At 68.7% G+C, this 12,758-nt stretch carries 11 protein-coding genes; 3 read left to right on the plus strand and 8 right to left on the minus strand.

Annotation, left to right across the window (positions count from 1 at the left end; genetic code table 11):
- Nucleotides 1-121 precede the first annotated feature (121 nt).
- Genes AZOLI_RS13085 through AZOLI_RS13095 form a run of 3 tightly spaced genes read right to left on the minus strand, consistent with a single transcriptional unit; the run spans nucleotide 122 to nucleotide 2,984 of the window.
- Nucleotides 122-1,177 carry an NADP(H)-dependent aldo-keto reductase gene (locus tag AZOLI_RS13085; protein ID WP_014249140.1) on the minus strand — a complete coding sequence of 352 codons (1,056 nt, stop codon included), beginning with the start codon at nucleotides 1,175-1,177 and terminating at the stop codon, nucleotides 122-124.
- A 28-nt stretch (nucleotides 1,178-1,205) separates the two neighbouring features.
- Nucleotides 1,206-2,357, minus strand: a complete 1,152-nt coding sequence (locus tag AZOLI_RS13090) for an FIST signal transduction protein (RefSeq protein ID WP_014249141.1) — start codon at nucleotides 2,355-2,357, stop codon at nucleotides 1,206-1,208.
- 6 nt (nucleotides 2,358-2,363) lie between these two features.
- A complete protein-coding gene (locus tag AZOLI_RS13095) occupies nucleotides 2,364-2,984 on the minus strand; it encodes an arylesterase (protein ID WP_014249142.1) in 621 nt (206 codons plus the stop codon).
- 112 nt (nucleotides 2,985-3,096) lie between these two features.
- On the opposite strand from AZOLI_RS13095, the gene AZOLI_RS13100 reads away from it, so the two are divergent.
- The 3 genes from AZOLI_RS13100 to AZOLI_RS13110 all read left to right on the plus strand — a co-directional run bounded on the left by AZOLI_RS13100 (nucleotide 3,097) and on the right by AZOLI_RS13110 (nucleotide 7,442).
- Nucleotides 3,097-3,879, plus strand: a complete 783-nt coding sequence (locus AZOLI_RS13100; protein ID WP_014249143.1) for an ABC transporter ATP-binding protein — start codon at nucleotides 3,097-3,099, stop codon at nucleotides 3,877-3,879.
- A 154-nt stretch (nucleotides 3,880-4,033) separates the two neighbouring features.
- Nucleotides 4,034-6,559, plus strand: coding sequence for an ABC transporter permease (locus AZOLI_RS13105; RefSeq protein ID WP_014249144.1), 2,526 nt, complete (start codon nucleotides 4,034-4,036; stop codon nucleotides 6,557-6,559).
- A gap of 145 nt (nucleotides 6,560-6,704) precedes the next feature.
- Nucleotides 6,705-7,442: a Bax inhibitor-1/YccA family protein gene (locus AZOLI_RS13110; RefSeq protein ID WP_014249145.1), complete on the plus strand. Its 738-nt coding sequence runs from the start codon at nucleotides 6,705-6,707 to the stop codon at nucleotides 7,440-7,442.
- 80 nt (nucleotides 7,443-7,522) lie between these two features.
- Here the strand turns inward: AZOLI_RS13110 and AZOLI_RS13115 are convergent, their stop codons facing one another.
- The 5 genes from AZOLI_RS13115 to pstC form a co-directional block, all read right to left on the minus strand.
- A complete protein-coding gene (locus AZOLI_RS13115) occupies nucleotides 7,523-8,251 on the minus strand; it encodes an SAM hydrolase/SAM-dependent halogenase family protein (RefSeq protein ID WP_014249146.1) in 729 nt (242 codons plus the stop codon).
- A gap of 115 nt (nucleotides 8,252-8,366) precedes the next feature.
- Nucleotides 8,367-9,071, minus strand: coding sequence for a phosphate regulon transcriptional regulator PhoB (phoB, locus tag AZOLI_RS13120; RefSeq protein WP_014249147.1), 705 nt, complete (start codon nucleotides 9,069-9,071; stop codon nucleotides 8,367-8,369).
- Nucleotides 9,072-9,180: 109 nt separating this feature from the next.
- Complete coding sequence (gene pstB, locus AZOLI_RS13125; RefSeq protein WP_044550935.1) at nucleotides 9,181-9,927, minus strand: phosphate ABC transporter ATP-binding protein PstB; 747 nt, start codon at nucleotides 9,925-9,927, stop codon at nucleotides 9,181-9,183.
- 127 nt (nucleotides 9,928-10,054) lie between these two features.
- Entirely contained in the window at nucleotides 10,055-11,368 is a 1,314-nt protein-coding gene (gene pstA, locus AZOLI_RS13130; protein ID WP_014249149.1) for a phosphate ABC transporter permease PstA, read from the minus strand.
- Complete coding sequence (pstC, locus tag AZOLI_RS13135; protein WP_014249150.1) at nucleotides 11,361-12,743, minus strand: phosphate ABC transporter permease subunit PstC; 1,383 nt, start codon at nucleotides 12,741-12,743, stop codon at nucleotides 11,361-11,363. Before pstC ends, pstA begins: the two co-directional genes overlap by 8 nt.
- Nucleotides 12,744-12,758 lie beyond the last annotated feature (15 nt).

The following is a 12,758-nucleotide window of genomic DNA, read 5'->3' on the forward strand; positions in this document are numbered from 1 at the left end:
ATCCTCCCCCGCTTCGCAGGGGAGGGACTGCCGCTAAACGCCGACAAAGGTCCATTTCCCTCCCCCGCCCAGCAGGGGAGGGTTAGGGAGGGGGCAAGCGGCTTGAAACTTTACCAACAGCTCACGGGCACGGATCCGGCATGCGGTTGTGCACGGCGTCGATCTCCGCCATCACCTCCGGCGACAGGGTCAGGTCGATGGAGTCGATGTTGGAGATCAGCGTCTCCATCGTCGTCGCCCCGATCAGGGACGAGGTGACGAAGGGTTGCTGCACCGTGAAGGCGATGGCCATCTGGTTGGGCGCCAAGCCGTGGCGGCGGGCGATGTCCAGATAGGCTTCCGTCGCCGCATCCGCGTTGACGGTGGCGTAGCGCGACGGCCGGTGGTCGAGCGCGCGGCGGCTGCCCGGCGGGATGGCGCCGTTCAGGTACTTGCCGGTCAGCGTGCCGGCGGCCAGCGGCGAATAGGCCAGCAACCCCACATCCTCGCGCAGGGCCACTTCCGACAGCCCGTTCTCGAAGGTCCGGTTCAGCAGGTTGTAGGCGTTCTGGATGGAGGCGACGCGCGGCAGGCCCGCCACATCCCCGGCAACCTCGGCGGCGCGCAGCCAGCGCATCACCCCCCAGGGGCTTTCGTTCGACAGGCCGACATGGCGGATCTTGCCGGCTTGCACCAGTTCGGCCAGGGCCGCCAGCGTCTCCTCGATCGGCACGCCGTCATGCTGCGGCTTGTGCTGGTAGGTGCGGACGCCGAAGCGGTTGGTGACGCGGTCGGGCCAGTGGATCTGGTAGAGGTCGATGTAGTCGGTCTTCAGCCGCGACAGGCTGGCCTCCACCGCCGCGAAAAGGTTGGCGCGGTCCAGCCGCGACTTGCCATCGCGCACCCAGCCGAAGCCGCCGGCCGGCGCGCCGATGATCTTGCTGGCGAGGATCACCCGGTCGCGCTTGCCGCGCGACTGGAACCAGCTGCCGATCACCTCCTCCGTCTTGCCATAGGTGTCGGCGGTGGGCGGGATGGCGTACATCTCCGCCGTGTCCCAGAAATTGATGCCGCGGTCGAGTGCCGCGTCCATCTGGGCATGGCCTTCGGCCTCGGTGTTCTGGCGGCCCCAGGTCATGGTGCCCAGGCCGATGGCGCTGACCGACAGGCCGGTTCGGCCGAGCGGACGATACTGCATCCGGAACGTTCCTTATTCGAAATGATCTTTACAGAAACAGCGTCAACACGCCGGTGTAGCCATAGAGCCGGTTGTGCGACACCTCGCCCGACGCGAAGAAACCCGTCAGCGGGATGTCGCCGAAGGTCTCGCGGATCATCGACAACTCGGCATTGGCGGCACCGAACAGGCTGGGACCGCGGGCGATGCAGCTGACATACACCGCACCCTTCGGCGTCGCCTTCACCCGTTTCTTGAGGCTGTCCAGCATCCGGCGCATGTCGGCGGCGGCGGTCTCACGATCGCGGCGGGTGAACATCACCGGCTGGCCGGTCGTTACCCGTTCGGCGATGGAGATCCAGCCGGCGCGCGGATCGATGGCGATCAGGTCGCGGACCAGATAGTCCTGGGTGTCGGACCCGGCGATGGGCAGCCCGGCGCAGATCAGCCCGGACACCTGCCGCAGGTCGGCGGCAAGCTCCGGACCGATGTCCTCCTTGAAGACGTCCAGCGCCGGGCGCCCGTCGATCTCCAGGATCACGTTGTCGTCGCTGGCGGTGACGGTGCGCGTCGGCCCGATGGGACGGCAGCCCTGGGTCAGGGCGGTGGCGACCGGCAGATTGGGCGCGAACAGCACCCCCGACACGCCGCCGTCGGTGACCGGATCGCCATCCTCCGCCCCGGCGGCGATCTGCGGGAACTCCCCGCGCGAGGCGGTCAGCCCGCCGACCAGGAAGACGCCGGCCTCCTCCGACAGGCGGGACACCAGCCCGGCCATGTCGGCATGGTGCGGATCGACATGGACCAGCGCCAGCGCCGCGCCATGCTTGTCCAGCCAGCCGCCGGCACTGCCGCGCAGCGGCTCCAGCCCGTCGGTCAGGGTGGGGAACAGGCGGAAGCTGTCCTCCGGCAGGCGGGCGGCCATGATCGCCAGCCCCGGCTCGTCGAACAGGGCGGCGCCGTTCGCCATCACGCCGATGCCGGCGGTTCCCACCCAATGGCGGATGCCGGTGACGCCGCGCAGCAGGGTGACGATGCTGGTCGCATGCTCCGCCAGCCCGTCGGTCAGGTAGAGAAAGCCCAGGTTGCAGCCGGCGACCGGCCCCAGCCGGTCCAGGCAGGCCTTGACCGTCGGTCCCCACTCCACCCCGGCGGCGCAGGCGGCGTGAAAGCGGGTGTCGCTGTCCAGGGTAACGGTCATGATGGGTCAGCCTCCGGGTTTTTCGGTAGTCTTCTGGATTTGCGGCAGACTGTCGAGCAGGGCGGTGACGGACGGCAGGATTCGCTCCACGATCACCGCCACGCCCTGGGCATTGGGATGCAGCCCGTCCTGCTGGATCAGCGACCGTTCCAGCGCCACCCCGTCGAGGAAGAAGGGGTAGAGCGGCAGGTCATAGCTCTTCGCCAAGTCCGGGTAGATGGCGTTGAACTTGTCGGTATAGGGCTTTCCCAAACTGGGGGAGGCGTACATGCCGGCCAGCAGGGTCGGAATCTTGCGATCCTTCAGCGTCTTCAGGATGGCGTCGAGATTGTCCTTCGCCTGAGCGGGATCGAGCCCGCGCAGCATGTCGTTGGCACCCAGCTCCACGATGGCGGCGTCAGGCTTGTCGGCCAGCGCCCAGTCCAGCCGTGCCCGACCGCCGGCGGTGGTGTCGCCCGACACGCCGGCATTGATGACGGTGACGCTGTATCCCTTGTCGGCCAGCGCCTTTTCCAGTTGGCGGGTGAAGCCCTGCGGTTCCGGCAGGCCGTAGCCGGCGGTCAGGCTGTCGCCCAGCGCCAGCAGCTTCACCGGCTGCGCGGCGTCCGCACGGGTCGGAACGGTCATCGATACCCCTGACGCAAAAACGAAGGCGAGCACGGCGCCGAACGCGCCCATGTTGAAAGCCCGGCGGGTCGTGCCATATGGCGATGGTCCGTTCCGCTTGTGCGAGAGTCGCATGTCCAAGGTCCAATCCTCTGCAACGTCGTCCAATTCCATCGCCCGACCCCTCCCCGATTCAATCGGCAACGATTCCATCGTGGAACTCGACGACGTCCACTTGAGATTGGACAGCGGTGCCGGGCCCGTCAACATCCTGCGGGGCGTGAATCTTCAGGTGGCGGCCGGGGAGCGGGTCGGCGTCGTCGGCCCCAGCGGCTCCGGCAAGTCGACCATGATGATGGTGATGGCAGGTCTGGAACGCCCCAGCGGCGGCACCGTCCGCGTCGCCGGACAGGAACTGAACCGGCTGGACGAGGACGGCTTGGCGCGCTTCCGCCGCCAGCATGTGGGGATCGTCTTCCAGGCTTTCCATCTGGTCCCGACCATGACGGCGCTGGAGAATGTCGCCATCCCGCTGGAATTCGCCGGGGTCGCCGACGCCTTCGACCGCGCCCGCATCGGACTGGAGCAGGTCGGCCTGGGCCACCGCATCCACCATTATCCCGGCCAGCTTTCGGGCGGCGAGCAGCAGCGCACCGCACTGGCCCGCGCCTTCGTGACCGAGCCGTCGCTGCTTTTGGCCGACGAGCCGACCGGCAACCTCGACATCGACACCGGCGCCACCATCGTGAAGCTGCTGTTCGATCTGGCCGAACGGCGCGGCACCACGCTGGTGCTGATCACCCACGACCCGAGCCTCGCCGCCCGCTGCGACCGGACCGTCCGGCTGGCCGACGGCCGCATCGCCGACGACGGGCAGGCGGCACGGCGCGCAAGGCTGCAGGCGGCGGGGGAGTGAGGGGGATGATGGTCCAAGCGCAGGGTGCCCCCTCCCTCCCACGGCTTCGCCGCGGGTCCCTCCCTCCCCCGCTTCGCGGGAGAGGGACGAATTGCAGTGCAGCGGCAGTCCCCTCTCCCGCGAAGCGGGGGAGGGTTAGGGAGGGGGCAACACGATGACCAACCTCACCCTTGCCATCCGCCTTGCCCGGCGGGAGCTGCGCACCGGCCTGAAGGGCTTCTGGGTCTTCCTCGCCTGCCTCGCCCTTGGCGTCGCGGCCATCGCCTCGGTGCAGTCGGTGTCGAGCGGGCTGCTCGACGGGCTGGCCAATGACGGGCGCTCCATCCTCGGCGGCGACGTCGCGTTGCGGCAACTCTACAGCCCGCCGGCCGACGAGCAGATGGCGGCGCTGACCGCCGGCGGCCGGGTGTCGACCTCCGCCGAGATGCGGGCGATGGCGCGCGCCGATGACGATGTCCGGTCTTCGCTGGTCGAGCTGAAGGCGGTCGACGACGTCTACCCGCTCTACGGGACTGTCACACTGGTGGGCGGCGGCGACCTGCAGGACGCGCTGGCACAGAAGGACGGCCGCTGGGGTGCGGTGATCGAGGCGAGCCTCGTCGACCGGCTGGGCGTGAAGACCGGCGACACCATCCATGTCGGCGAGGGCGCCTATCGCGTCGCCGCCGTGCTGGACCGCGAGCCGGACCGCGCCTCCTCAAACGCCTTCTCGCTTGGGCCGCGCCTGATGGTGGCGCTGCCGTCGCTGCAGGGCACCGGGTTGCTGCAACCCGGCAGTCTCACCTGGTGGAGCGCCAAAGTCGCGCTGCCGCCGGAAACCGACCTGAAAGCGTGGCAGGAGAGCCTGCGCACCCGCTTTCCCGACGCGCCCTGGCGGATGCGCGACTACACCAACGCCTCACCGCAGATCGAGCGCTTCATCGACCGCATGACGCTGTTCCTGACGCTGGTCGGGCTGACGGCGCTGCTGGTCGGCGGCGTCGGGGTGGGCAACGCCGTGCGCAGCCATCTGGACTCACGCGCCCGCACCATCGCCATGATGAAGTGCATCGGCGCGCCGGGCGCCCTGGTGTTCCAGCTCTATCTGGCGCAGATCCTGGTGCTGGCGTTGCTGGGCATCGTCATCGGGCTGGCGCTGGGCGCCGTGGCGCCGCTGGCGCTGGGCCGTCTGCTCGACGGCGTGCTGCCGGTGTCCGCCCAGATCGGCGTCTATCCCGGCGCCCTGGCGCTGGCCGCCCTCTACGGCGTGCTGACGGCGCTGACCTTCTCGCTCTGGCCGCTCGGTCGGGCGCGGGAAGTGCCGGCGGGTGCCCTGTTCCGCGACGTGATCGCCCCGGCCGCTGGCCGGCCGCGCCTGCCCTATACGCTGGCGATGATCGGCTCGGCGGTGGCGCTGGCCGGGCTGGCGGTGCTGACCGCGCACAACAAGCTCTTCGCCCTGTGGTTCGTCGGCGGCTCCATCGCCACCTTCATCGCCTTCCGCGTCGCGGCCGCACTGGTCACCTGGGGGGCGAAGCGCGTAGGCCGCGTCCGTCGTCCGGGATTGCGGCTGGCGCTCGCCAACCTGCACAGGCCGGGCAACCCGACGGCGGCGGTGGTGCTGTCGCTGGGGCTCGGCCTGACGGTGCTGGTCGCCATCGCGCTGATCCAGGGCAATTTCTCCCGCCGGGTGTCGGAGACGATCCCGCAGGACGCCCCCAGCTTCTTCTTCGTCGACATCCAGCGCGACCAGTTCGACCCCTTGCGCGACCTCGTCACCGGCATTTCCGGCACCAGCGCCTTCGAGGCGGTGCCGAGCCTGCGCGGCCGGATCGAGCGGGTGAACGGACAGGAGGCCGAAAAGGCGCTGGTCAACCCGGAGCAGGCCTGGATCCTGGCCGGCGACCGCGGCATCACCTATTCGGCGACGCTGCCGAAGCATTCCACCATCACCGCCGGCAGCTGGTGGGCGGCCGACTATGCCGGCCCACCGCTGATCTCGATCCACCAGAGCGTCGCCGAGGCCTTCGGCATCGGCCCCGGTGCCACGCTGTCGATCAACATCCTGGGCCGCAGCATCGAGGCCACGGTCGCCAACGTCCGCGCCGCCGATTTCAGCAGCATGGCGATCAACTTCACCATGGTCTTCGCCCCCGGCACGCTGGAAGGCGCACCGCAGACCTGGGTCGCCACCGTCCGCGCGACGCCGGATGCCGAAACGCAGGTGCAGCGCGCTGTGCTGCAGCGCTTCCCCAACATCACCATGGTCCGGATCAAGGACGCGCTCGACACCGTGTCGGAGATGCTGGGCCATATCGGCACCGCGGTGCGCATCGTCGCCGGCATCACGCTGACCGCCGGCACGCTGGTGCTGGCCGGCGCGGTCGCCGCCGGCCATCGCCGCCGGGTCTACGACGCGGTGGTGCTGAAGGTGCTGGGGGCGACGCGCGGCGACGTGCTGCGCGCCTTCCTGCTGGAATACGGGTTGCTGGGCCTGCTGACCGCGGTCATCGCCGGCGGCATCGGCACGCTGACCGCCTGGGCGGTGCTGCGCTTCCTGATGCATTGGGAGTGGAGCTTCCTGCCGTCGGCGGTGGTCACCACGGCCTTGCTCAGCACGGCGATCACACTCGCTTTCGGGTTCTATGGTACTTGGCGGGCTCTGGGCCAACCATCCGCGCCGTTGCTTCGGAACGAGTGACTCATACGGCGGAACGCCATAGCAAAAACGAATCGTGAAAGCTTTTTCATCTTGGAAAACCGCTGCCGATTCCTATTGAACCGAATTGCGGACTCGCCAATATGTCATGGCGACGGGATCACCCTATTCCACCGAGGAAACCAACATGGCAGACCCGACCTATAACCGCTTCGCGACCGCAGGCCGCGCGACAGATCGGGGATACTTCGACGAAGGCCTGCGCCAGCACATGCTGCGCGTGTACAACTACATGGGCGCCGGCCTGATCCTGACGGGCCTGGTCGCCGCGCTCGTGTCGTCCAGCCCGGCCATGATGGCGGCCATCTTCGGCACTCCGCTGAAGTGGGTGGTGATGCTGGCCCCGCTGGCGTTCGTGATGGTGCTGTCCTTCGGCATCCAGCGCCTGTCCTTCGCATCGGCACAGATGATTTTCTGGGCCTACTGCGGCGCGATGGGCCTGTCGATGTCGGCCATCTTCCTGGTCTTCACCGGGGCGTCGATCGCGCTGACCTTCTTCGTCACCGCCGCGACCTTCCTGGCGATGAGCCTGTACGGCTACACCACGAAGGCCGACCTGTCGAAGATGGGCTCGTTCCTGATGATGGGCGTCATCGGTCTGGTGATCGCCGGCTTGGCGAACATCTTCTTCCAGTCGCCAGCCCTGCACTTCGCGATCTCCGCCATCGGCGTGCTGATCTTCACCGGCCTGACCGCCTACGACACCCAGGCGATCAAGGAAAGCTACGCCGAGGGCTACGATCACGAGAGCACCGGCAAGCTGGCCCTGATGGGCGCCCTGACGCTGTACCTGGACTTCATCAACCTGTTCCAGTTCCTGCTGCAGTTCCTGCTGCAGTTCCTGGGTCAGCGCAACAACGACTGAGCCTGAAGACGCCTGATCGGACAAGCATCGCATCAATACAGCAGCCGCCCGGAAGCACCCGCTTCCGGGCGGTTTTCTTTTCAGGACCCGACCGTCACCGCATCGCCGACCTTGAGACCAAGCGCTTGATCGGCCCGCCCGCGGTTGACGGCGATCTCGGCCAGCCCGTTGGAGTTCTCGTACCACAGCGGCTCGCCCGGCCCGACGGCGCCGAAGGTGCGGGCGCGGGCGATGCGGGTGCCGGCGGCGGTCAGCATGGCGGCGGCGGGCAGGGTGGACGCCCGCATGCCGGTCATGGCGTTGCCGTAGACATCGACATAGACGATGCGCGCCAGCTCGTCCGGCCAGTCGGGGCGGTCGATGGCAGCGAGGGTGAGGCGGCTGCGCTGCACCGGCCGGCCGGTCGCCAGATCGGCGGCCACGGGGGCGAACAGGTCGCGGCCGTGGAAGCTGGCGGACAGCCGGTCCGGAATCCAGTCGATGGTCCAGGCCTTTAGCGACGTTGCGCGGCGGGCGATCAGGGCGAAGAGGCCGTTGTCGGGGCCGACGAACCACCGCCCATCGGCCTCCACCATCACCGGCCGCCGGTCGGTGCCGACACCCGGATCGACGACGCAGAGAAAGACGCTGCCGGCGGGGAAGGCCGGGGCGTAGGCGGCCAGAAGGTAGGCCGACAGCTGCGGGTCGAAGGCGGGGGCGTCGGCGAACAGGTCGATGACCGGGACGGTTGGCGCCTGCTGCGCCAGCACCGCCTTCATCTGGCCGGTGTAGGGGCCGGAGAGGCCGAAGTCGGTGAAGAGCAGGATCATGGAGGGCATTCTCACCAGTGTCGGCGGTCTTGCCCCCACCCTAACCCTCCCCCGCTGGGCGGGGGAGGGGACAAGTGCTTGTGCGGGGGAGGTTAGGCGGGGATCTGACCCCGAATCACATCGACTTCGTATCCAGCGCGTAGCCTGCCGACCGCACGGTGCGGATCAGATCCAGTTCTTCCTCTTCGTTCATCGCCTTGCGCAGGCGGCGGATGTGTACGTCGACCGTGCGCGGCTCGACGTACACGTCATGGCCCCACACCAGATCGAGCAGCTGTTCGCGCGAGAAGACGCGGCCGGGATGCTGCATGAAGTGGCGCAGCAGGCGGAATTCCGTCGGACCGAGATGTACGTCGCGCCCATTGCGGCGTACGCGGTGGGCGGCCAGATCCATCGTCACGTCGGCGAAGGTCAGCACCTCGTCCGTCATGCCGGGCGAGGCGCGGCGCAGGACCGCGCGCATGCGGGCCACCAGCTCGGTCGGGGAGAAGGGCTTGGTGATGTAGTCGTCGGCGCCGGAATTCAGGCCGCGCACCCGGTCGCCTTCCTCGCCGCGGGCGGTCAGCATGATGATCGGGATGTCGCGGGTCTTGGCGTTGCGGCGCAGCTGGCGGCAGACCTCCAGCCCGCTCATCAGCGGTAGCATCCAGTCGAGCAGCACGATGTGCGGCGTCTGTTCGCCGGCGGCCAGCAGGGCCTCCTCGCCGTCGCTGGCGGTGGCGACGCGGAAGCCTTCCTTTTCCAGGTTGTACTTCAACAGCGTCAGAATGTCGGCCTCGTCCTCGACGACCAGGACGAGCGGCTTCAGGGCCGCGTTCATGGAGGCTCCGTTCACAGCGCGCGTCTCGACGTTAACCGGCATGGGACAGCCTTTTCAACAAAGGAGGGAAGGGGCGCAAAATCAGGCAAGGCTTTTAGGAGCAGGGCTCTCAGCCGTAGCGGCCGGTGATGTAGCCCTGGGTGCGCTCGTCGCGCGGGTTCGTGAAGATTTCCTCGGTGTCGTCGCACTCCACCATCTCGCCCAGATGGAAGAAGGCGGTGCGCTGCGACACGCGGGCGGCCTGCTGCATGTTGTGGGTGACGATGACGATGGTGTAGTTGGCCCGCAGCTCGTCGATCAGCTCCTCGATATGGGCGGTCGCGATGGGGTCGAGCGCCGAGCAGGGCTCGTCCATCAGGATCACCTCGGGGCTGACGGCGATGGCGCGGGCGATGCACAGCCGCTGCTGCTGGCCGCCGGACAGGCTGGTGCCGGGCTCGCGCAGGCGGTCCTTCACCTCGCCCCACAGGCCGGCGCGCTTCAGCGAACTCTGCACCACCTCGTCCAGCTCGTCGCGGCCGGAAGCCAGGCCGTGAATGCGCGGACCATAGGCGATGTTGTCGTAGATCGACTTCGGAAACGGGTTCGGTTTCTGGAACACCATGCCGACGCGGGCGCGCAGCTGCACCGCATCGACCGCCTTGCCGTAGACGTCCTCGCCGTCCAGCGCGATCCGTCCCTCGACCCGGCAGCCCTCGACGGTGTCGTTCATCCGGTTCAGGCAGCGCAGGAAGGTCGACTTGCCGCAGCCGGACGGGCCGATCAGCGCCAGCACCCGGCTCTCGTGGATGTCGAGGTCGATGCCCTTCAGCGCCTGCTTGGCACCGTAGAACACCTTCACCCCGCGGGCGGTCATCTTGTTGGGCAGGACGGCACCGGACTGCTGCCCAGGGTGTTGACCGGGGCGCTGGTCGCCGCGGGGCCGCAGCTTCAGCGGACTCGGGATGCCGCTCGGGATGCCGCTCGTAATGCTCATGGGGCGCTCACCACCGTCTCTCGAAAATCTTGCGCAGGATCACGGCCGTCCCGTTCAGCAGGATCAGGACGCCGAGCAGGATCAGGATCGCCGCCGAGGTGCGTTCGGTGAAGGCACGCTCCGGGCTGTCGGCCCACATGTAGATTTGAACGGGCAGCACCGTGGCACTGTCGGTCAGCCCATGGGGCACGTCGACGATGAAGGCGACCATGCCGATCATCAGCAGCGGTGCCGTCTCGCCCAGCGCGCGGGCCATGCCGATGATGGTGCCGGTGAGGATGCCGGGCATCGCCAGCGGCAGCACATGGTGCAGAACCGTCTGCAAGGGCGAGGCGCCGATGCCCAGCGCCGCCTCGCGGATCGACGGCGGCACCGCCTTCAGCGCGACGCGGGCCGAGATGATGATCACCGGCAGCGTCATCAGCGCCATCACCAGCCCACCGACCAGCGGCGCCGAACGCGGCATGCCGAAGAAACCCAGGAAAACGGCAAGACCCAGCAGGCCGAAGATGATCGACGGCACCGCGGCGAGGTTGTTGATGTTCACCTCGATCAGGTCGGTCCAGCGGTTCTTCGGCGCGAACTCCTCCAGATAGACCGCGGCGGAGATGCCGACCGGCACCGACAGCGCCATGGTCACCAGGAGCGTCAGCAGCGAACCGACGATGGCGCCGCCGATGCCTGCCTGTTCCGGCTCGCGGCTGTCGCCGGCGGTGAACAGGGTGGTGTTGAAGCCCTGCGCCAGCGCGCCGGAGGCCAGCAACGCATCGGCCGCGGCGATCTTGGCATCGCTGAGCCCACGCTCGCTCTCCGGCAGGTCGCGGCGGTAGCGGCCCTTCACCAGCTGGTCGATCTCGTCGTCGGCGCGCACCCAGACGGTCAGGGTGGTGCCGACCAGCGCCGGGTTCTTGGCGACCATCGCCTCCAGCTCGTACGGCGCGCCCGACGACAGCAGGTCGTTCAGCACGCGTTTGCCGGCGCGGTCGGTCACCTGCGGGAACTGGGCATGGAGCGCCCGGCGCAGCAGGGGAGTGTAGTTGCGCTCGGCGACCTCGGCCGGGTCCAGCGTCACCTCCAGCCTGATCCGCGCTTCCCAGAAGGCGGTGCTGCCCTTGGCGACGATGGAGCCCAGCAGAACCACCAGCATCAGCGCCGCCAGCGCCACCGCCGCCGCCCCGGCCAACCGGAAGCGGCGTTCCGCGGCATGGCGGGCGCGCAGGCGGCGGGCGAAGGCTTCGCTCCGGACCCGCGACTTCGCCGCACCGTTGGAGCCGGGGGAGGGCGCCACGGCCGCCGCGTCCTGCTCGACGAGGTCAGTCATATTTTTCCCGATAGGTCCGGACCACCCGCAGGGCGACCATGTTGAGGCAGAGCGTGACGAGGAACAGCACGAGGCCGAGGCCGAAGGCCGACAGCGTCTTCGGGCTGTCGAACTCCTGGTCGCCGACCAGCAGCGTGGCGATCTGGGTGGTGACGGTGGTCACCGCCTGCAGCGGGTTGGCGGTCATGTTGGCGGTCAGGCCGGACGCCATGGTGACGATCATCGTCTCGCCGATGGCGCGGCTGACCGCCAGCATCACCGCGGCGACGATGCCCGGCAGCGCCGCCGGCAGAACCACCTGCTTGATCGTCTCCGACTTGGTGGCGCCCAGCCCGTAAGAGCCGTCGCGCAAGCTCTGCGGCACCGCGTTGATGACGTCGTCGGACAGCGAGCTGACGAAGGGGATGATCATCACCCCCATGACGATGCCGGCCGCCAGCGCCGATTCCGAACTGACGTCCAGCCCCAGCGCCTCGCCCACCGAGCGGACGAAGGGCGCCATGGTCAGCGCGGCGAAGAAGCCGTAGACCACGGTCGGAATGCCGGCCAGGATCTCCAGAGCCGGTTTCAGCCAGGTGCGCACGCCGCGTCCGGCATATTCGGACATGTAGATCGCCGCCATCAGCCCGACCGGCACCGCCACCAACATGGCGATGACGGTAATCAACAGCGTGCCGGCGAACAGCGGAATCGCGCCGAAGGAGCCGCTGGAGCCGACCTGATCGGCCCGCATCGCCATCTGCGGGCTCCAATGGGTGCCGAACAGGAAGTCGAGCGGCGAGACGACGGTGAAGAAGCGCAGCGCCTCGAACAGCAGCGACAGGACGATGCCGACCGTGGTCAGGATGGCGACCATCGAACAGACGACCAGCGCCACCCGCACCACCCGCTCCACCACCGGGCGGGCGCGCAGGTCCGGCCCGATGCGGTGGCGGCCCCAGGCGAGGCCGGCGACCGCCAGGCTGGCGCCGACGGCCAGCAGGCTCCAGTCGGCAAGCTCGCGCAGCTCCGCATAGCGGCGGGCGGCGTCCCGCACCAGCGGGTCGGGCTCGCGCCCGGTGGCGACGCCGCGGGCGAGGTTGAGGATGTCGGCCTTCAGCAGGGCGACCGACTGGCCGTCGCCGGTGGTCAGCCGCTCCGGCAGGGAGGACAGGACCAGCTGCATGGCGAGCCAGCCTTCCGACGCCGTCCAGGCCACGAACAGCAGCAGCGCCGGCAGCCCGGCCCACAGAGCCACATAGACACCGTGGTAGGAGGGCACCGAATGCAGTTCCGCCACCCGCCCGCCGACGGACGCCGCCGCGCGCGATCGGCCGGACATGAAGCCGATCACGGTGAGCAGGGCCAGGATCATGGCGAGGAGGGTCAGCTGCATGCGGGATGCCCGGAG

The sequence above is a fragment of the Azospirillum lipoferum 4B genome (assembly GCF_000283655.1).
Taxonomy (GTDB): domain Bacteria; phylum Pseudomonadota; class Alphaproteobacteria; order Azospirillales; family Azospirillaceae; genus Azospirillum; species Azospirillum lipoferum_C.